Origin of the sequence: Flavobacterium selenitireducens, from assembly GCF_014748335.1 — a bacterium.
Taxonomy (GTDB): Bacteria; Bacteroidota; Bacteroidia; order Flavobacteriales; family Flavobacteriaceae; genus Flavobacterium; species Flavobacterium selenitireducens.
Map to the genome: position 1 here is coordinate 182405 of NZ_JAAVIY010000004.1, position 21507 is coordinate 203911.

A 21507-nucleotide genomic window follows, 5' to 3' on the forward strand; every position below is an offset into this window, starting at 1 on the left:
GAATAAAAAAAGATTTTTCGCCCGGTTTTCAAGCCCTTGTTTAAAAAAAATAAAAGAGGAGATTTAGATCACGACAACCTCAAACTGCTGATCCAACGGCTTAAGGCGCGACAGCAATAACGGAATCAAACGGTCGCCTTCGCTGAGGAAGAATTCGGAGAAGTTCGCTTTGCGTTCCTGCAAACCCTGGAACGGAAAAAGTTCATTCTGCAGTTGCGTCAACCGTTCCAGTTCGTCGGCGTGCTTGCGCTTTTGGGCTTTTATGAAGCGCTTTTCCAAATTTTCGAGCCCTTTTAGCTGCTTGGCTTGTTGCGCTTTTACGGCTCCGGTAAATGATTTATCCGTTTGTTCGGCCAACGCCAAAAGATCGTCAAATTGCTTTTGGAGTGCAAGTTTATGAGGTAGCAAATGCAGCGGAAAGTCACTGATTTGGGAAACTTTTAGGTTGATGAGTTCGGATTGTTTGCGGAATAAATCCTTCCAGCTCAAACCCAAAGTGTCCGCTTTTTTGGCTTGTTTTTCGGATGACAGCAACACCGAATTCCGAACGAGCAGCATCGGAAACGTCACGCCGACCGCGTCAAAAAACGACTTGATTTCCAGCCAATAAGCAATTTCGCCTCCCCCGCCGATGTAGCAAAGATTCGGCAAAATCACTTCCTGGTAAAGCGGGCGCATAATGACGTTCGGGCTGAATTTTTCGGGATGGTTTTCTACTTCCGACAAGATTTCAGCCTCCGAAAAAGAAAGAGACGTCCCGTTGACGCGATAACTCCCGTCCTCGAAAACGATGCGTTCGCGCAGGTTGTCCTCGAGGTAAAATAAGTTTATCTCCCGCGGATTCACCTGCACGTCATAAGGTGCGAAATTCCGGATGGTTTCCGATACTTTCGAAAACGAAACCTGTTGCGTCAGCTCCTGCTTTACGTAAGGCGCAAAAATGCTTTTGAGGCTTTTGTCGTCACCGTCGACGATGACCAGTCCGTAGCTCCCGAAAAGCGCATTAGCCAGCCATCTTGTGGCATCGGCGAGATTTTCGTGTTGGAGATAGGCATTTTCAAAAAGAGTCGCAATCTTTTTTGCGTTTTCCGAAGGGCCCAGGTCAAGTTTGAAAAGCTCGAGGACATCGTCAAGGCCTTTTGCAGACAAACGCCCGACCGCGCCGGAACTTTCACGGTTCCACCTGAATTTTTTCCCCTTGAAATTGAAATGGGAAATTTCTTCGAAGTCGTGGTCTTCCGTCGCCATCCAATAAACAGGTACAAAATCGTATTCCGGGTACTTGGATTTGAGCTCACGGGCGAGATTTATAGCCGAAACGATTTTGTACAAAAAATACAGCGGGCCGGTAAAGAGATTAAGCTGGTGGCCTGTCGTGACAGTAAACGTGGTTTTTTTTGCCAGTAGGTCAAGGTTCGTTTTCGTGCCGTCGGACAAATCGAAATTCTCGTATTGTTTTGTCAGGGACGCCAACAGGACAGCGCGTTTCTCGTCCGTAAAGGACAGCGCTTTCTCCTCGATCTGGTCCTTGAAGTTGTCGAGGGTCGGGAACCGGTTGTACCAACTTTTGAGTTCGGGCTTTTGATTGAGGTAGTCGACGATCAAATTTGAAAAATAACCCGAATCCTGATAGCTGATACAGTCGCTTGGCATAGTGAATGGAAAAAGTGGCGTAAAAATACAAAAAGAATTTGGCCGCCTTTTCGCATAGGGAAAGATTTATGACGGTCGCATTACCGCTGTTCTTCCATGCGCTGACAGGTAAAAAGCGAAAGGCAACTCAAATGGAGCTGACCAAGCAAACTTGGGAAAAGCAAACGAAAAATAGCCGAATGAAAGCCCTTTTTGTGTTATCGTTTCATCGCGAAATGCCCTTTGAATTCTTTTCCGTCGGCTCGGGTCACGGTAAACCAATAATCAGATGACGGAAGCGCGTGTCCGTTCATCGTGCCGTCCCATCCCGCTCCGTCACCGAGAAGTTGGGTAATAAATTTACCGTGTCGGTCGAAAATCTTCACGTCAAGAGCTTTTTCATATCGAGCGAATTTGACGTGCCAAAAATCGTTGCTGGAGTCGCCGTTTGGCGTGAAAAACCTCGGATACGTGAGCAGGAATACATCCTGGTCCACGATGCCGCACTCATTGCGATCCCTGACATACACTGTGTAAATCCCGGGTGCCAAACCGGTAAACGTATTGCTCGACTGATAGTGTTCCCCGTCAAGGGAATATTCGTAATCGCCTATGCTCGAATCACTGAGGTAAACCGTTATAGTATTGTTGTCATCGGTCCAATCGACAGTTTCTATGTCGAGGATCGTGGCCGGATTAGATAGCGTGACGGTCATATCGGTCGTCGTCGTACAAACGATGCCACCGTGATTTTCCGAAACCGTTACCCAATAGTTTCCAGCCTGGCTCACCACGATGGTGTGACCGGTTTGCCCGGTCGACCACAAATAGCCATCAAAGCCCTGTTCGGCTCGCAAAATGGCCACGCTGTTTTCGCACAGAATGTAAGACGTTCGCATATCGTTGAACGGGGACGGAATCAGGTCCAGTTTCAAGACAGCGACTTTCCAGCAACCGTTAGGGGCGGATATCCTGATGTAAATCGTCTCAAGGCCGATCCCGAGATCGTAGTTCGCGAAGTTGGTAATCTGCTGGGCAGACGAAGCCGTATCCGCACCGTCAAATGTCGTATAGTACGAAAATTGGTAAAGCGAAGGATCGGTAGTGACAGACGAGAGATAATCCGAGAGATCCACCCGTTGTGAGCCGTCGTTGAGATCATCGCAAACCAGGGTCCCGAAATCAAACGCCGGCAAATCGTAGGCAATCACCGAAACGGTTACGGCCAGGCGTATCTGGCTTTCGCAATTGTTGGAGCCTGTTTGGGTAGCGTAATACGTCATGCCGTCAACCAAAGGCGTGTCCGGGGAAAGCGCAGTAGTCGCTGCGGCGGATGCATACCACAGCAGGTTTGATCCCTGGGCGGTTAAATCGGCGACGGTAGGGTTGTTGAAGATACAGAACAATTGGTTGGCACTTCCCGTTGGAACCGGTGGAATGCCGCTCGGGTCGTTGATATACAGATACAAAATGTCCGATTCGCATCCCAAAACGCTTCTAACTTTAATCACATAAGGTCCGGGCGACAGCGGGCCACTCACATTTGAAGCCTGATACGTCATTCCGCCATCGAAACTGTACGAATAATTGGCTTCAGGCGTAATGGCAATCGTCCCCGTCGTTTCGGTACAAAAAGGATGGGTGACGGTAAACGTCGGAGCCATGAGATAGGATTGCTGCAAATAAACGAAGATGTGGTCCGACACGCATCCGTTGGCGTCACGCGTCCTGATTTCGTAATATCCGGCACTCAAACCAGTCAGTTCGTTAGAGGTTTGCCAGGTCGTGCCTCCGTCAAAGGAATATTCCGCCGCTACTGTTGTCACGACGATGTTTCCGAGGTTCTCGCACGTTGGTTGGGTCGCCGAAAGAGTAGGCGCCGGCGGCAACTGCGGGTACAAATACACATACGATGGATAGGATTTGCAACCCTGGGCATTTATGGTTTGGATGGTGTACGCGCCCTCAGGCAAATTTGTCGCAATGTTCGAGGTTCCCCAGGTGAGGCCTCCGTCAAAACTGAACTGGATGCCTGGGGACGTGATCGTAATGCTGCCGGAGGGAGAGCACGTCAGGTAGCTCCAGGTCGAGGTCGGAGCGTCAGAAAATATTTCGTAGAGGTAAACTTCCTGGGCGCCGGACTGGCAACCTTCGGCATCTTTTACACGAATGAGATGAGAGCCCGGCAGAAGCCCTGAAGCCGTATTGCTCGTAGTCCAGGTGACGCCATTGTCGAAACTGTATTCGGTCGCTATGGTCGAGGTCACGGTAATGGTGCCGGTGCCGCCGCAAACCTGTGGCTGTATCGTCGAAATCCCGCCGCCGGTCAACATTTGGGGCTCCACGATCCCGACACCCGTCGTAGCGGAAATACAACCGCTAACGGTCTTTGTCTTTACGAAATAATTTCCGATAGGCAGTCCGGTTTTTGTCGGGCTGGTTTGCCAGGTGGCGCCGTTGTCAAAACTATATTGATCGGCCGGCGACGTGATCGTGATGGAACCGGTCAATTCGATACAGGTCGGCTGGACACTCGTAACCTCCGGGGCCGGGACGGTATTGTTGACAGTAAGCTTGGAACTTATGTAGCAGGTATTCCCGTTGGTAACCCTTACGCAATATTCCCCTAAATTGGCCGGGTTCCCGGATACTGCGTAAGTGGAAGAAGTCGCGCCGACTATCGCAATGCCGTTTCGGTACCATTGATAAGTAAGTGCGCCCTGGGTCGCAGCCGTCACGTTGGCCTCGAGCACCAGGTTGTTATAGCAAAAGAAACCCGTCTGCGCGATATTCACGCCAAAAGCCGAGGCCAGGTTGAGCAACAGCCTGTCGTAAACAATATAGGGCAATTCACCCGAATTTGAAATCGGATACGTAGGCGGCAGCACCTTTGGCGGTCCCAACATAATCGCGTTGACATTAAAAGCAGGAGTGAAGGTCATCGTGATTTCGCCCCATCCGGAAACCGGAGTGTAAGTGGCGCTGCCCAATTCTATCCATGTCGGATCGGCCGTATTGGGATCGCTCGTGATGTCCAGCGGGAGATTGCTGCCGTTTGCGCATCCGTAAAGGGTGACGTTTACAGGCTCGTAAATGCTCACGGGCGAAGTTCCCGTTGTTCCGTCTCCGTAAAGGCTTACCGAACCAATGCTGAACGTCATTTGGTAATTCTGGCCCATTACCATGGGAGAAGACAAGGTCGTGCCGAGGTATTCGTTCCAATCCCGAAGGTAAAGCGCGCCTACTATGCCGTTTCCGTGTGGGAAAGGCGACAACGCAGAGGCTGCGACCGCAGGAACCACATATCCGCAAGTGTTGTAATAATCGGTAGTGGCGGTAGTGGCCTGGATCCAGGATGTGGACTGATTCAGCTGTGAGAAAGACGTGGGGCAATTCGCATAGCTCTCGAACGACGGGTTCGGGATGATCGAAGGAACCGATGTCGTGCTTCCGCAGAGACAGTCGCTGTCGTTGAGATCGATCCGTCCGTCCGCATCGTCATCAATGCCATTGTCGCAAATTTCCTGGCCGAAGCCCGCAAAAGATAGAAAAAGGAAGACCAATAAGTAATGTAGTTTCATAAAAATCACGCATTTCCCTCCATGAAGCCGAAGCGATCCGTTTGAGCCGTCCCGGTCCGACAGGCGATCCCCAAAAGGGAAGTGGCGTCAGGAAACAAGTGAAGTCGCAATCGAATTATCCGAAAGATTGGAAGGTTGTTTGGTTGGCGCAAAAGTATGAAAATGCCGTGATTAATGGAATATAAAACATCACAGTTTGAGAAAATTACGCATGTGCTGATTACAGGGGCTTGCTTTGGCTAAACTGATGCGTATTGTGATATTTAAATCCTATTTTTGCAGCTTCTATGTCCGATGTTTTCCTCATAACGCCGCCGTTTACCCAGCTCAACACGCCTTATCCGGCAACGGCCTACCTAAAAGGATTCCTGAAAACCAAGCACATTTCGTGTTTTCAGGCCGATCTCGGCATTGAAGTGATTCTCGAATTGTTTTCCGGCCGAGGGCTCACGGAGTTGTTCGCACAGATAAAACGGAGTCACGGCAATTTTTCCGATAACGCCCGGCGCATCATCGCCCTTTCCGACGATTACGTCTCCGTCATCGATTCGGTAATCCAGTTTCTCCAGGGCAAAAATCCGACGTTGGCGCTCCAGATCTGCCAGGACGATTTTCTTCCCGAAGCCTCTCGGTTCAGCCAGCTTGAAGAGCTCGACTGGGCGTTTGGCGCGATGGGAACCCAGGACAAAGCCAAGCACCTGGCCACATTGTTCCTCGAGGATATTTCAGATTTGATCGTCGAGTGTGCCGACGGTAACTTCGGTTTTTCCCGATATGCCGAACGCCTCGGGCGCAGCGCGAATTCTTTCGACGAACTATATGAGGAACTGGGCGGCCCGCTCTCGTACATCGACGCGGTTTCGATCAGGATTCTCGAGCAACGCATTGCGACCGTCAAACCTAAAATGGTCCTGATCTCCGTTCCCTTTCCTGGCAACCTTTTCTCCGCATTCCGATGCGCTCAATGGATAAAGCAGCACCATCCTGAGATAAAGATTTCAATGGGAGGCGGTTTTCCGAACACCGAATTGCGTTCGCTATCGGATGCGCGCGTTTTCGAGTTCTTTGATTTCATTACGCTCGACGACGGAGAATTGCCTGTCGAACTGCTGCTCGATTACATCGGTTTGACCGAAAAACCAGCGGGAGGCGAACTCAAGCGTACCTTTTTGCGGGAGAACGACAAAGTGGCCTACCGCAACGATTCGCTTCGGCACGACTACAAGCAACATCAGGTTGGCACACCCGATTACAGCGATTTGATGCTCGACCGCTATATTTCGGTAATCGAAATCGTGAACCCGATGCACCGCATGTGGAGCGACGGCCGGTGGAACAAGCTTACGATGGCTCACGGATGTTATTGGGGAAAGTGTACGTTTTGCGACATTTCGCTCGATTATATCAAAATATACGAGCCAGTAGCGGCGACCTTGCTTTGCGACAGGATGGAGGAGTTAATCTTGCAGACGGGCCAAAACGGCTTCCATTTCGTTGATGAGGCCGCACCTCCGGCCCTGATGCGGGCATTGGCGCTCGAAATCCTCAAACGCAAACTGACCGTGACCTGGTGGACCAACATTCGTTTCGAGAAGAGTTTCACCTACGATTTGGCGCGCCTGCTGAAAGCCTCGGGTTGCATAGCGGTCTCGGGAGGCCTCGAGGTGGCGTCGGATCGGTTGCTGCAACTCATCGACAAAGGCGTGACGGTGGAACAGGTAGCCAAAGTTACGAGGAATTTTACCGAGAACGGCATCTTGGTCCATGCCTATCTCATGTATGGTTATCCGACCCAAACCGTCCAGGAAACAGTGGATAGCCTGGAAATGGTGCGCCAGCTTTTCGAGGCAGGCGTGCTGCAATCAGGATTCTGGCACCAGTTCGCGATGACGACACACAGCCCGGTTGGGATGGAGCCCCAAAAATTTGGCGTGGTCGTGGAATCGGATATCGTCGGGAGTTTTGCCAACAACGACGTCGCGTTTACCGACACCACCGGCATCGATCACGAAAAATTCAGTTTCGGGCTCCGGAAATCCTTGTTCAATTATATGCACGGGATTTGTTTTGACTACGAGCTCCAGGATTGGTTCGATTTTAAGATTCCGAAGACAAAGATCCGTCCTGATTTCATCCAAATGGCCTTGCGCGACGATTCCGACTTTCAGACCAAACCGACCTCGAAAATCGTCTGGACAGGCAAACGCCCGGTGGTGTCAGCTTTCACGAAATCCAAAAAAGGAAATTCCTGGCCTATGCTGTCGCTCGAGTTCCACGACAGGCGTTCGGTCACGACGGTACAGATGGGCGAAAAGGAAGGCGAATGGTTGCTCGGACTGCTAGAAAACATATCGGCAGCGACCGGAAAACCCATGACGTTCGCGCAGGTAAAATCCGGATACGAAAGTACGGTGGCGGACGATTTTGAGTTGTTCTGGTTTTCGAAACCGATGGAAAAACTCAAGGAGGCGGGTCTGCTCGTGCTTTAAGGCGTATCGGAAAATTTAAATCCGATACCGTGAAGATTCTCGATCGTGACGCTTTCGTTGGCCAAAATCTTGCGAAGTCGCGAAATGAACACGTCAAGGCTGCGTCCCATAAAGTAATCGTCATCTCCCCAAACCGCTTTTAGGATCTGCTCGCGTTTGAGCACTTGGTTGCGGTTGTTGAGGAAATATTGAAGCAATTCAGACTCGCGTTGGGTCAGCGTAATCTTCTCCGAACCGTCGAAAAGTGCATAATTGTGACTGTCGAAAGTAAACCTCCCAACTTCGTAAGTAAATTGCGGAGCCACATTCGATTTCTGGGATCGCTTCAGGAACACTTCGATCTTAAGCACCAATTCTTCTATCGAAAAGGGTTTGATGAGATAATCATCGGCCCCAAGCCGCAATCCTTTTATGCGATCTTCCTTTAGCGTTTTGGCCGAGAGGAAAATAATCGGGATGTTCGCATCGATTTTGCGGATGTCGGCGGCAAGCTCAAACCCATCGCGCTTTGGCATCATGATGTCGAGGATGCAAATGTCGAAATCCTGATCTGAAAAACGATCGAAACACGCATTTCCGTCCGGGCAATGCACGACGTCATAACCGTGTTGCTCGAGGTTATCCTTGGTGAGGAAGGCAAGGGTTTCGTCGTCTTCGGCATATAGGATTCTGGGCATCGGTCAAGCTGTTTTTCGTTGTTCAACATTCGTAAGTCGTCACGCATCACGTCGGAATCGCAATCGAAACCGTTATTCCCTTGTCCGGGTTGTTTCGCGCCGCAATCTTCCAGCCATGCAACGTACAAATCTTTTTCACATAATACAAACCAAGTCCAAAGCCGGTCACTTCATTGCTCAGCGAATTGGGAATGCGGTAGAATTTATCGAAGACGTCCGAGAGCTTTTTAGTCGGTATGCCGATTCCGTTATCTGAGAAATCAAGCCTGACAAGATTATTGTCCGACAGGATAGAAATGCGTACAGCCGGCTTTCCGTCGCAGTATTTGACGGAATTGTCGATGAGGTTGTACACGATGTTGGTAAAATGGAAAACGTCCGCCAGGATCGAAATATTTTGGTCACAGGAAATCGCAACTTCGAGATCTTCGTGCTTGAGGCGCATGTTTTCCGAAACCTCATTCAGCACCGCCAGTACCGAAACGGGCTTTTTATCCATCGCCAGCGGAACCGAATCACTCTTGGCAATGCTCAGGATTTCACCAATGTGACTGTTGAGTTTATTGCTTTGGCTGATGATGATGTGGGCATATTTCGAAAGCTTCTCATCGGAGGCGATCGCATTCTGTTTGCTGAGGTAATTCGAGGCGAGCAGGATCGACGAAAGCGGTGTCTTGAACTCGTGCGTCATGTTGTTGATGAAATCGCGTTGGAGTTCCGAATATTTCTTTTGCTGTAAAATCGTCACGATGGAGTAGACATAAACCAACAAAATGATGATAAGCGCACCCGAAAGAAAAAACCAAAACTTTAGCGAGCTGAACAAATATGTGGTTTCGTTCGGGAACCGGATCGCGAAGTAATACACAAGATTTTTGTGTTTGGGGAAGATCACGGGCTTCTTTTCCGAGTTTTTATAAAGCGAAGAAACGTAATCGCCGTAAACCATTTCATCGCTGTGGCAATTGTACATTGCGTATTCAAAGTCCGTGTGGATATCCATTTTTTCAAATTCCCCTTTGAGGTAAAATTCGAGGATATCGGGCTCAAAATCGTTGTTGACATTGACGATGTAGTAATCGTTCGACACCTTGACGACAGGATTTTCAGACGGTAAATCGTGGCTCGTTCCTTCGTACAATTTGCGCGCGACCTCGAGCAAGGCGATGTGTACTTTTTGCGAGAACTTCTTTTCCTCTAGCGAATACGCTTGTTTCGTCCACATCAGTTGGGCGATCAGGATGCCGATGATGGCAACGAGTCCGAGGATGATGATGGCGTTGAGCTTTCCGACTTTCATGGTGCAATTCTACGCAAAAATCGCCCGAAATTCGTCGGTTAACAAGTCATTAACAAACATTTGAAACCGGTTAACAGCCATGCGGCGGCAGGAGGGATACTTTTGGAACATCAAAATCAGATTACGATAACCATTAAATAAAATCTTATGAAAACACTTAAAATTACAATTCTAGCCGTCGCATTCGGAATGATGTCGTTTACCTCGAAACCGGCGATCGGCGATCCGGTCGTCAAAACCGTGACAAGTTCTCCTGTCGCATGGAAAGCCGATGCGGTAGAAGTTGGCAGTATTCCGCAAGGAACGCCAAAATCGATAGAGTTCAGCTTCAAGAACACCGGCAAGTCGGACATCATCATTACCAACGTAAAGCCGGCTTGCGGTTGCACGGCCGCCGATTACACGAAAACGCCGATCAAGCCTGGAGAAACCGCTTATGTAAAGGCGATTTACAACGCAGCGGCAAAAGGAGCGTTCTCCAAAACGGTCACCGTTACTACGAACGCCGACGCTACACCCAAAGTATTGACGTTCAAAGGAACGGTTATCTAAGTCGAGTTGTCTAATGTCGGACAAGCCATCGACGTGAAAAGTTAAGCTCAAAGGTCACTTTTAAAATCCCTTGATTCCGGTAGAAAGCAATTTCACCAGATCAGGGGATTTTTATTTGGTCGAAAACCCGTAACTTTCTGGAATACAAATCGAACAAACATGAAAAGACTATTTTGTATTTCCGCGATGATTGCATTGATTGGCTGCGATCGGCAACCTGCTGAGTTTAACGGATTAGGCGGAATCGATCTCGGAGCGGATTTCAGTTCGATCGCTGACTCGAAGTCGTTCACTAAGATAATGGAGAACGAGTATTTTATTACCGATTATGAAATGGGAGACGGTATCGGCCCGGTTTCGAGATTGAGCGTCACCACTAACCAAAGCGGCAAAATCATCGCGGCAAAATTCCTACAGGATGAAAGAACAGATTATGGGCAGATCGAAAAACGGGTTGCAGGGCTAACGGCTTTCAACGTTCCGTTTAAAGTTCCAGCCGGGACAGATTTCAAAATTTTCGTCAACGCAGATACCACGGTGCTGTTATCCAAGGTAAAATCCGGACACAAAGTGTTCAGCAGTGGGCTTCCACGATGGGAATATGGATATTCGAACAAAGAATACAACGAGCAAAAACGCAGGATGGCCCAGGAACTGTTCCCAAAGTCAAAGCGCGCTAAATAATTTGCATCAAACCGCTTCCCCGTACAAATCGAATTCGGTGGCGTCCACAATCCTGATGTTCACGAATTCTCCCGTTTTCAGATACGTATTTGTGGCATCGATCAAGACCTCATTGTCGACGTCGGGGCTGTCAAATTCGGTGCGTCCGACAAAATATTGGCCTTCTTTGCGGTCGATGATGCAGCGGAACGTCTGACCGATTTTCTCCTGGTTCAATTCCCATGAGATCTGTGACTGAATTTCCATGATTTCATTGGCGCGGTTTTGTTTCACTTCCGCCGGAACATCGTCCTCAAGCAAATAGGCATGCGTATTTTCCTCGTGCGAGTAGGTAAAGCAGCCCAATCGCTCGAAACGCATTTCCTGCACCCAATTTTTCAATATCTCGAAATCTTCTTCGGTTTCTCCGGGATAACCCACAATCAGAGTGGTGCGTATCGTCATGCCTGGAACCGCCTCACGGAATTCCTTCAAAAGTTTAGTAGTCTTCTCCTGGGTCGTGCCGCGTCGCATCGATTTTAGGATCTTATCGGAAATGTGCTGAAGCGGAATGTCGAGGTAATTGCAGATTTTAGGTTCCCGTTTCATCAATTCGAGGACATCCATAGGAAAACCGCTCGGAAACGCATAGTGCAAACGGATCCATTCGATGCCTTCAACGGCCGCCAAAGCCTCGAGCAATTCCGCAAGATTGCGTTTTTTGTACAGGTCGAGTCCGTAATAGGTAAGGTCTTGTGCGATCAGGATCAATTCCTTGACGCCGTTTTTGGCCAAACCTTCGGCTTCTTTCACCAACTTCTCGATCGATTGGGAAACGTGCTTGCCCCGCATGATCGGAATCGCGCAAAACGAGCAAGGTCGGTCGCAACCCTCGGCAATCTTGAGGTAGGCGAAATTTTTCGGCGTCGTCGTCAAACGCTCGCCCAAAAGCTCGTGACGATAATCGGCACCCAAAGCCTTGAGCAAAAGCGGCAATTCCGTAGTCCCGAAAAATTGATCCACATTCGGGATTTCTTTTTCAAGATCCGGACGGTAACGCTCAGACAAACATCCGGTAACGAAAACCTTGTCGACGATGCCGCGTTCTTTCTTATCGGCATACTCCAAAATCATGTTTACCGATTCCTCCTTGGCGTTATCGATAAAACCGCAAGTATTGATCACGATGATGTTGCCTTCGCTTTCCGCCGGCGCCTCGTGTTCGACGTCTTTGCCGGAAGCCTTCAATTGGCCCATCAGCACTTCGCTGTCGTATACATTCTTGCTGCAACCCAACGTGATGACGTTGATCTTATTCTTCTTTAACGTTTTGGTTCTCATGAGGTAAACCCTGTTTTGGGGCTGCAAAAGTACGAAGAAGTGCTCAAGTTTGTACGATCTGGAGTGCTAAAGTTCGGCACACCAACGTCAATTTTTTTGCATTTTGCAGCAATTTCCCGCTGCCGCTGCTAGCTTTCTCGAAAAATCCAGGTTTTATTAGGGCGCGCCGGGCTTCCTTCGGTCGCCCACGCGCCCCAATAAAACCAAGGTTTTTCAGCAAAAGGCTATGCGCTTGCATCGGGGCTGCGAAGCCGAAAAAAACAAAAATCCGCTTTTGTTTTGAAGCGGATTCCTATGCGTAAAGTCGTGCTTTATTATTTAAACTCGAATGTCAGCGATGCCGAGACATTGTGGTTGCGTGTTGTCAGGTTCGCCGCATCGGTCAATCCCGTAGCAAAGAATTGTTGTTGGTAGTCGCGTTCCCAATAATTGTAGGCTAAATCCAGGCGGGTTCGCCCAAAGTTGTAACCCAATCCACCAGAAAATCCGGTCAAATCGCCTAACACGTCATCGTTTTTGTAAGGGCTTTGCTCGTATCGGTAGCCACCTCTGAAACTCCAGCGGGAAGCGCGCAATTCCCCGCCGATGCGCAACGCGCTTGCCTTGTCCATCGTATTTTCGATTTCCGTGTTGAGGGCATCATAATAATTGCCGCCCGATCCGGTCGAACCGTAATGAATGTTGGCGTAATCCTTAATTGAATAATCAACGCTGATCAAGCCGCGCGTGCCAAAAATATAGGCAAGGCTTCCCGTCCATTTACCCGGAGTTCGTAATTTATACGTCTCATAATCGTTGACAGGCAGCCAAAACCTTGCATTGCCTTCGTTGGCTTCTTCATAAGCGAACGACTGCAAAAGCTCGTCATTGAGCCACATCCAGGTAGGCGTGACAAAGGCCACTCCGGCACGCAGTCCGCCTGCGATTTTTACGATTGTTCCCACTTGTAGTGACACACCGCTTCCGTAAGTGCGCAACTCGTTGTTGAATTCAAGGGATTGAAGTCCGTTTGCCGGGTCGTTCGTATTGCTTTCGTAAAAGCTCGTCCATTTATAGTAGTCTGAAAAATGAGCGTTGAGGTTCACGCCAAAATGCCAGCGATCCCCGTATTGAGCCGCTCCGTTCACTGACAGCTTTCCATTGTAACCGCGGGTTTCCATCAGGAAGTCATGATAATAATTTCCTCCGGCCGGTATGTTCGATTCGTAAGGAACCGCCGGATTTCCGGTTTCGTTAAGTACGAATCCTTCATACCCGATGTACGTTTGCTGGTCAGCGAAATCATTGCTGCCGCCGTTGGCATATCCTAAGAAATAGCTGTCGACGGAATTCGTCGGGTTCGTCCCGGCAATGTAATAGTCGTTGTCGAAATTGTTTTGGTTCTCATAGTTCACGGCAATCGCGAACTTTCTCCAATTGCTATCTGGATTGTAATTGTTGAACACAAATGAGCCGCCCACCTGATTCACATCGAAAGAATTATAATGGTCAGAAGTGTTCGTCCCGAAGTAATTCGATTTGTTCTTCGAATTGTAGCTCGTCAATGTAAAACCGACAAGACTGTTGCTGAAAATTGCGGAACCCGCCGGGTTGACACTTATCGACGACAAATCACCTCCAAGGGCTCCGAACGCGCCGCTCATCGCACGGAATCGCGCCGTTCCGTTTAGGTTATCCTGTGCGTACAAAAGCGCATCGGCACTTGAAAGTTCCTGTGCCTGCAAACTTGAGACAGCGCAGGAAACCGCAAAAACAAGTAAGTATTTTTTCATGACATTTTATTTTGGTTAAAAAAAATACCTATGCCGTAACGTAACGTCGCCAGTAGACATAGGTATTCAGTAATTTTTTGAAGGTGTTACCTGCGGCCTCCGCCACCGCCTCCGGAACGACCTCCGCCGCCTCCGTAGCTGCCGCCTCCGCTTGAACGTCCGCCTCCGCCAGATGGGCTTGGGCTGTAACTGCGAGTCGGTGCCGACGGTGCAGAATAAGATCGGGTAGGCTGGGAGTTTCTCGGCGTGTTGTAATTCTGGTTGTTGTTCCTAGGCGTGTTGTAAGTTCGTACACCGTTTGAGTTGGAGCGCGTTCCGTTATTATTGGTAAACGTGCGGGTTCCGCGGGTTCCGTCGTATCGGGTTCCACGAGTGCCCTCATATCGCGTTCCACGGGTTCCGTTGGTGGAATACGTCAGGTTGCGTCTTCCGCTTGGCATTGAGGAATACTGACGTCCGACATTATCGCGACGACCTGGAGAAACGTAACCGCGGGTCCCTCTGGGATAATTCTGGGCGTAGCCGTAATGGTAAGGGTAACCGCCGTAGTAGCCACCGTAATACGGGTAGCCGCCCCATCCGCCATACCAGGAATTCCAGCCCCAGCCGTAATTGAATCCCCAGCCCCATCCGGGACCGTACCAGGAATTCCAGCCCCAACCGGTATTCCAATAAGGGCTATACCAGTAATTGTTCCAGTAACCCATTCCCCAATTGTTGTCGTAGACGTTAATCGTGACGTTGTCGGCAGAACCTTCCCAGGAACCCTGGCCGTTGGCATAACCTCTTTCGGTCTGGGTGCTGTCGTTCACGGACGAATATTGCTCCACATCGGTAATGATGTCGCTATCCTGTAACGAATTGAAATATTGCTTGTAGCCACTGCCGGAATCGGAAGTTTGGCGTTGGTTGCGTTGACCATCGCCATAAATCCCATCGCCCGAGGCAGTGCTTTGGGAGGCACCGCAGGAAGCGAGCAGCCCCAGCATTCCGACGAGCAGGCCGAAGGAAGCTAAACGTGTAGGAAAATAATGAGTTTTCATAAGGAAGTGCATTTTTTTTATAGTCGGTTTGATGCCCGACATAACAAATTTAGTTAGTTTTGCCGGACTTTATAGTTAAAAAAATCAAACAATTTTTGTGCCAAAGAAAGAGTATGAGTAAGAATCTAACTACAAGATCGGAAGATTATTCAAAGTGGTACAACGAGCTCGTTGTCAAGGCTGATCTGGCCGAAAATTCAGGAGTTCGTGGCTGTATGGTGATCAAGCCTTACGGGTATGCCATTTGGGAAAAAATGCAGGCGGAATTGGATCGCATGTTCAAGGAAACCGGACACTCCAACGCCTATTTTCCGCTTTTTGTGCCCAAGAGCATGTTTGAGGCCGAAGAAAAGAACGCCGAAGGGTTTGCAAAAGAGTGTGCCATCGTGACGCATTACCGTCTGAAAAACGATCCGGACAAGCCAGGAAAACTTATGGTCGACCCGAACGCGAAGCTCGAAGAAGAACTTATCGTGCGTCCGACTTCTGAGGCCATCATCTGGTCAACTTATAAAAATTGGGTGCAATCTTACCGCGACCTGCCGCTATTGATCAACCAATGGGCCAATGTCGTGCGATGGGAAATGCGTACGCGTCTTTTTTTGAGAACTGCTGAGTTTCTCTGGCAGGAAGGGCACACCGCTCATGCTACTAAGGCTGAAGCCATCACGGAATCGGAAACGATGATGCAGGTTTATGCCGATTTCGCGCAAAATTTCATGGCAATTCCAGTTGTGAAAGGGTTAAAAACGGAAAGCGAGCGTTTTGCCGGTGCCGAAGAAACCTATTGCATAGAGGCGTTGATGCAGGACGGCAAGGCGCTTCAGGCGGGAACCTCTCACTTTTTAGGTCAGAATTTCGCCAAGGCTTTCGATGTGAAATTTACATCCAACGAAGGAAAGATGGATTACGTATGGGGAACTTCTTGGGGCGTTTCAACGCGTCTCATGGGTGCTTTGGTCATGACGCATTCGGACGATAAAGGATTGGTCCTGCCTCCGAATCTTGCTCCGACACAAATCGTCATCGTGCCGATCCATAAAACCGACGAGCAATTGGCGGCCATCACCGAAGAGGTTGACAAACTGGTTTCGGAATTGAAAAAAATGCGTATTTCGGTCAAATTCGATAACCGGACGAATATGTCGCCAGGATTCAAGTTCAACGAATACGAGTTGAAAGGCGTGCCGGTGCGTTTGGCGATTGGCCCGAAAGACCTGGAGAACGGTACATTCGAAGTGGCCCGACGCGATACTCTGACAAAAGAAGCGGTATCCAAAGATGGAATCGCAGCCTATTTGCGCGACTTATTGGAGCAAATTCAAAGCGATCTATTTCAACGCGCTCTCGATTACCGCGATTCCCATATTACCGAAGTGAACGATTTTGAGGAGTTCAAATCGGTGTTGGAAGTCAAAGGCGGCTTCCTTTCGGCGCACTGGGACGGAACGCCTGAAACCGAAGAAAAGATCAAGGAATTGACCAAGGCGACCATCCGTTGCATCCCGTTGGATAGGGTGGAAGAAGACGGAAAATGTGTCCTCACCGGAAAAAATTCAAAAGGCAGAGTGCTGTTTGCCAAGGCCTATTAAGATTTTTTTCAAAAAAATATTGTGTACTATTGCGAGAATAGAAATTAGTTGTATTTTTGCATCCGCAATAGAGCAATGGCCCGTTCGTCTATCGGTTAGGACGCCAGGTTTTCATCCTGGTAAGGGGGGTTCGATTCCCCCACGGGCTACTAAAAAATCCTGAAGTCATTCGGGAATTTTTTTTCCAAACCGATGGTCCGTTCGTCTAGGGGTTAGGACGCCAGGTTTTCATCCTGGTAACAGGGGTTCGATTCCCCTACGGACTACTAAAATTAGTTGTAAATTAGTTTTATAAAACAAAACGTCAGTGTCTCGGCCTTTGTTTTATTAGTTAAAACCAAAGTGATCGTAGATTGTGGGAGGTTTTTCTTTTTTAACTAAGCATTTTTTCACTTACAATTAAATTAAAAGAAAATGGCAAACCATAAGTCAGCCCTTAAGAGAATCAGAAGTAACGAGAAGAAGCGCGTGCTTAACCGTTACCAACACAAAACCACTCGTAATGCTATCAAAGCGCTTCGTTTGGCTACTGATAAGAATGAAGCTTCGTCAAAACTGTCTGCAGTGATCTCAATGATCGACAAGCTCGCCAAGAAAAACATCATACACGACAACAAGGCATCGAACCTGAAGTCGAAATTGACTAAGCACGTTTCGAAACTCGCTTAATCTTTTTACGATAAAAAAACAAAAAGCTCCCAAATCGGGAGCTTTTTTTATGCCTTGTTTCAAGAGATGTCCTGAAGTTCGGAGAGCATTTCCTTTGAGATAGGCTTTGAACGGAAATCGATAACCTGCTTGTATGATTTCGATTTTTCGATATCCTGCGGATCGATCGTCGACGAAAGCACGATAACCTTCACCGTCGAAAAAGCTTCGTATTTTGAAGTTGAGAATAAGTCGAGGAATTCCCATCCACCCATTACGGGCATGTTGAGATCGAGAAAAATCAGTTTTGGATGCTCGGCCCCGCTTTTGAGCAAACCGTCGAAGTAGGCGATGGCTTCCTCACCGTTCTGCGCTGTGTCGACCTGCTCGGCAAATTCCGCTTTCGAAATCACCATTTTGTAAAGCATGAGCGTGATAGGGTCATCGTCGACGCATAAGATTTTTTGTAGCATTTTGGATTTGAGGTATTATGGTAATTAAATAGTTGTCTGTTTTTTAAAAGTCAACGTAAAAGATGTCCCTTTGTCTACCGTACTGTCGACGGTTATGTTTCCGCCCATGCTTTCCACTTGGGATTTTACGAGATAAAGCCCCAATCCCTTACTGTCGGGATAGTTGTGGAAGCGTTGGTACAACCCGAAGATTTTTTCGCGGTTGCGCTCCATGTCGATGCCGATGCCATTGTCTTTGAAAACCAGTTGAACCGAATCGCCAATAATTTTTGAAGATACGAAAATTTTGAGTTTTCGGTCCGGTGAGCGGTATTTGATCGCATTTGTGAGTAGGTTCAGCAAGATGCTTTCAAGATAGGCTTTGTTGATATTGAGGATAGAGACTTTTTCGAGTTTAAGGTTGATGATGGGCTTATACATACCTATCATAAAGTTGAGCTGATGGAATACGTTTTCGAAAACATCTTTTATCAATACCTCCTCTTTTTGTATCGACGGATTGTCCTTGATGATGACCACTTTGACCAGGTCGCTGATCGTTTCGTTCAGCAAATGCGTCGACTTGTGGAAGCCGTTAAGAATTTCCTTGAGTTCCGGATTCTCGATCGGCATGTCTTCGATAAGGTTGAGCAACCCGGTAAGGTTCGATAAAGGCGCACGCAAATTGTGTGATGTGATGTAGGAAAATTGCTTCAGATCCTTATTATTCTGGGTTAGCTCGCGAATCAGTTGTTCTTTTTCCTTTTCCTGCCGCTTTTCTTCGGTGATGTCGCGCTGTATCGAAATCCAGTGGGTGTGTTCGGCTTCTTTGTTCCAAATCGGAGTCAGCGATACGTTCACCCAATATTCTTCCCCGTCTTTGTGGGCGTTGAGCGTTTCGTAACTGAATTCCTGTTTGTTCTCGATGGCCTGCATCAACCGCTCATAATCGCGTTGGGCGGGTTTGCGGTTCATAAAGATATTTGGCGATTTCCCGATGATTTCGTTGGGACGGAAGCCGGTCATGGCCGAAAACGAAGGGTTTACGAAAATGATGCGGGGCGAAGTCTCACCGCTTTTGTCCGCTTCAGCGATGATTACCGAATCTTTCATTTGCGTGATCACCGTTTCCATGAGCTTCAGGCGGTGTTCTTCCTGCTTTTGTCGCGTGACGTCCTGCATGGCTCCGATCATCCTGATGGCCTTTCCGTTTTCATCCTTTACGAGAAAAGCCCGGTCGTATACATATTTGTACGAACCGTCGGCACAAGCAAAACGGTATTCGTCCTGCCATTTTTCCGTTTTTTGTTCGAGAAACGAATATAATTTTACCGACATCTTGATGCTGTCTTCGGGATGGATGCGGTCAAACCACCATCTTGAGCTGTTGCCCACGTCCGACCTTTTATATCCGAAGACACCTTGTATGCCTCGGTTCCATTCGAATTTGTCGTCTACGATATTCCAATCCCAGATCGTATCGCTCGTCGCCTTGGCCACGATGTCGTAGCGTTCTTTGGCGCGCTCGGTTTCCTCGAACGAATTCCGGTTTTCGATAAGCACGCCTATCATGTTGGCCACGCGTTCCACGAGATTGATTTCGTCCGGATGAGGCGCTTTCGGCATTTTGTAATACATCGCAAAACTGCCTACGACCTTGCCGTTGCCTTTTTTTACCGGAACCGACCAACAGGCCTTCAACCCGAATCGATCCTTGAGTTCGGTAAAATCTTCCCACAACGGGTCGTTGTCGATATCGGTAACGATGACCTTTTTGCCGGTGTACATCGCCGTGCCGCACGAGCCTGCTTTCGGGCCGATCTTAAGCCCGTTCACCGCTAACGGATAATCGTCGCCCAGCGATTCTCCGGCAATGTGCGTCGCGGTGCCGTCGTCGTTGAGCATCAGGATCGTGCAGTACGAATCCGGAATCATGTCCTCGATGTTCGATACCAATTTATTGATGACGGTCGTAAACCCGATTTTGGGATTGGCGTTCAGCTCGTAAATCTGTTTCTCGAACGAGAGAATCGTCTCTTGCAGCTTTCGGGTCGAGATGTCCTGCATCGCTCCGACTTTTTTAGACGGCACGCCTTTTTCGCGTATGATGTCGAAACGGTCGAGGATATAAGCGTAGCTGCCGTTTTGTCGGCGAAACCGGTATTCGATCTCGAAGTGGCTGTTCTTTTTGTCTTTGATGGCTTCGCGAAGCGCATGCATGGTTTTGTCCCTGTCTTCGGGATGGAGATGATCGCGAAAGAAGCCGTTCGGGGCGATGTCGTCTGGGAACTTATAACCAAAAAGTGTCGTGTAATTCATTCCCAGCAGCGAAATTTCCCGTGTGTCGTAATCAAAACTGTAAATAGCGTCACTCGTGGCTTTGGCAATTGCGGTAAGCCGTTCGTTAATTTCCTGTATGCGTCTTTCATGCGTAACCCTGGCCGTCACGTCCCGGGAGTTGAGCACAAGTCCCTGAATGGCGCTATCGTTGATCGCATTCGTGCCTATGGATTCGATCCAAAGGTAATTTCCATTGATATGCCGCAACCGGAAGGGTGGCGAATATATCCTGTTCTCGGTCAGCAATGCTTCGTAAAACGTTCGCACTTTCGCTACGTCGTCCATGTGGACAAGGTCGAGCAAATTCTTTTCGGCAATCTGGGCGCTTTTCCTTCCGAGGATCGCCTCATGGTTAGGGCTTACGTAGATAAAATTCCCTTCGGTGTCGAGTATCGTGATAAGATCACCGCTTTCCTGGACCAAAGTCTTGAAACGCTGTTCGCTTGTCAGGATCGCTTTTTCGGCGTGCAGCGTTTGGGTGATGTCGTTGGATATGACCATGCGCGCCGGCTTCCCGTCAAAGTCCACATCGCTGCTTTGCACGGCGACCGAAATGATGTTTCCATTTTTCAGCCGATGCTCGAAATGCCCGTTATTTGGGCCATCTTCACAACAACCAGGGTTGGCGTTCGCTTCTTGGGAGCAAAGATCTTCCGTTTTCATTGAAAGAAATTCCTCACGCGAAAAGCCGTAGTGCGAAATGGCGGCATCGTTGACATCGAGTATCAGATGGGAATCAGAAGCATAAATCCATTTCGGGATCGGGCTCGTCCTGAATAAGTTGTGGTAATTCTGCTGGGAGCGCCTGAGTTTTTGGCTGATGCGGTAGCGCTCCAAACTATATGTGATGCTTTTGAACAAGACCAAAGGCGTCAGGCCTTCTTTCTCAAGATAATCGGAAACGCCGTACGATAACGCGCGATAGGCAAAAGAAGCGTTGATGAGGCCGGTCAGCACGATAACCGGAAGTTGCTTGATGACGGGCTCCATTTCGGTTAACAGCGCTTCTCCGCTAACGTCGGGCAACGACAAGTCGAGCAGCACGGCGTCGAAAACCTCGTGTCCAATTAAGTAATGCGCCTGTTCGTAGGATTCGGCCCGTTGGCATCGGACCTCTTCGAAAACTTCAGAAAGGTAATCGCATATCAGTATATAATCTCCCGGATTATCCTCAACGATTAAAAAATGCAATCCGGTAGTTTTATATTCCATCACGGCAATTTAAGGGATGGGACATTGGAACGTACAACAGGATCGCTGCCGTTTTTCCAGCCTTGGCCGAAGATATATCGCGACTGGCGGAAACTGCTGTGTTGTCCAGGTTTACGCCATTGAAGAGTTGATGCGGAATCCGCACGGTTTCTTCAGACCTGAATTTAGGGAAGCCAGGACTCATTCGCGCCAACGACATAAAGGATGTATTAG

The 21507-nt window shown here is 48.7% G+C and carries 14 protein-coding genes and 2 tRNA genes; 7 read left to right on the plus strand and 9 right to left on the minus strand.

What is annotated here, in order from left to right; genetic code table 11:
* Positions 1-63: 63 nt before the first annotated feature.
* Together bshC and HC229_RS08645 are read right to left on the minus strand one after the other, a co-directional pair.
* Complete coding sequence (gene bshC, locus HC229_RS08640; protein WP_191020079.1) at positions 64-1653, minus strand: bacillithiol biosynthesis cysteine-adding enzyme BshC; 1590 nt, start codon at positions 1651-1653, stop codon at positions 64-66.
* Positions 1654-1850: 197 nt separating this feature from the next.
* Complete coding sequence (locus HC229_RS08645) at positions 1851-5213, minus strand: T9SS type B sorting domain-containing protein (RefSeq protein WP_191020080.1); 3363 nt, start codon at positions 5211-5213, stop codon at positions 1851-1853.
* 287 nt (positions 5214-5500) lie between these two features.
* Between HC229_RS08645 and HC229_RS08650 the strand changes: the two genes are divergently transcribed.
* Positions 5501-7702 (plus strand): B12-binding domain-containing radical SAM protein, encoded by a 2202-nt coding sequence (locus HC229_RS08650; protein ID WP_191020081.1) that lies wholly within the window; start codon positions 5501-5503, stop codon positions 7700-7702.
* On the opposite strand, the gene HC229_RS08655 is transcribed toward HC229_RS08650, so the two are convergent.
* On the minus strand, positions 7699-8379 hold the full coding sequence (locus tag HC229_RS08655) for a response regulator transcription factor (RefSeq protein ID WP_191020082.1): 681 nt from the start codon (positions 8377-8379) through the stop codon (positions 7699-7701). The genes HC229_RS08650 and HC229_RS08655 overlap by 4 nt on opposite strands.
* A 46-nt stretch (positions 8380-8425) precedes the next feature.
* A complete protein-coding gene (locus HC229_RS08660; protein ID WP_191020083.1) occupies positions 8426-9679 on the minus strand; it encodes a sensor histidine kinase in 1254 nt (417 codons plus the stop codon).
* Positions 9680-9826: 147 nt separating this feature from the next.
* Between HC229_RS08660 and HC229_RS08665 the strand changes: the two genes are divergently transcribed.
* Complete coding sequence (locus HC229_RS08665; RefSeq protein ID WP_191020084.1) at positions 9827-10231, plus strand: DUF1573 domain-containing protein; 405 nt, start codon at positions 9827-9829, stop codon at positions 10229-10231.
* Between the two features lie 159 nt (positions 10232-10390).
* Positions 10391-10915: a hypothetical protein gene (locus HC229_RS08670; protein WP_191020085.1), complete on the plus strand. Its 525-nt coding sequence runs from the start codon at positions 10391-10393 to the stop codon at positions 10913-10915.
* 6 nt (positions 10916-10921) lie between these two features.
* On the opposite strand, the gene rimO is transcribed toward HC229_RS08670, so the two are convergent.
* The 3 genes from rimO to HC229_RS08685 form a co-directional block, all read right to left on the minus strand.
* Entirely contained in the window at positions 10922-12235 is a 1314-nt protein-coding gene (rimO, locus tag HC229_RS08675; protein WP_191020086.1) for a 30S ribosomal protein S12 methylthiotransferase RimO, read from the minus strand.
* Between the two features lie 314 nt (positions 12236-12549).
* The gene (locus HC229_RS08680) at positions 12550-14007 is read right to left on the minus strand and encodes an OmpP1/FadL family transporter (protein ID WP_191020087.1); all 1458 of its coding nucleotides are present in this window, start codon (positions 14005-14007) and stop codon (positions 12550-12552) included.
* 86 nt (positions 14008-14093) lie between these two features.
* Complete coding sequence (locus HC229_RS08685) at positions 14094-15050, minus strand: hypothetical protein (RefSeq protein ID WP_191020088.1); 957 nt, start codon at positions 15048-15050, stop codon at positions 14094-14096.
* A 113-nt stretch (positions 15051-15163) separates the two neighbouring features.
* Here HC229_RS08685 and proS point away from each other — a divergent pair, with 113 nt between their 5' ends.
* From proS to rpsT, 4 genes are all read left to right on the plus strand, one after another.
* Positions 15164-16642: a proline--tRNA ligase gene (proS, locus tag HC229_RS08690; RefSeq protein WP_191020089.1), complete on the plus strand. Its 1479-nt coding sequence runs from the start codon at positions 15164-15166 to the stop codon at positions 16640-16642.
* Positions 16643-16719: 77 nt separating this feature from the next.
* Positions 16720-16791 (plus strand) — tRNA-Glu (locus HC229_RS08695).
* A 45-nt stretch (positions 16792-16836) separates the two neighbouring features.
* Positions 16837-16908: transfer RNA gene (locus tag HC229_RS08700), tRNA-Glu, on the plus strand.
* A 148-nt stretch (positions 16909-17056) separates the two neighbouring features.
* The gene (gene rpsT, locus HC229_RS08705; RefSeq protein ID WP_191020090.1) at positions 17057-17311 is read left to right on the plus strand and encodes a 30S ribosomal protein S20; all 255 of its coding nucleotides are present in this window, start codon (positions 17057-17059) and stop codon (positions 17309-17311) included.
* A gap of 59 nt (positions 17312-17370) precedes the next feature.
* Here the strand turns inward: rpsT and HC229_RS08710 are convergent, their stop codons facing one another.
* Positions 17371-17763 (minus strand): response regulator, encoded by a 393-nt coding sequence (locus HC229_RS08710; RefSeq protein WP_191020091.1) that lies wholly within the window; start codon positions 17761-17763, stop codon positions 17371-17373.
* Positions 17764-17787: 24 nt separating this feature from the next.
* Positions 17788-21294 carry a PAS domain S-box protein gene (locus HC229_RS08715; protein WP_191020092.1) on the minus strand — a complete coding sequence of 1169 codons (3507 nt, stop codon included), beginning with the start codon at positions 21292-21294 and terminating at the stop codon, positions 17788-17790.
* Positions 21295-21507: the final 213 nt, after the last annotated feature.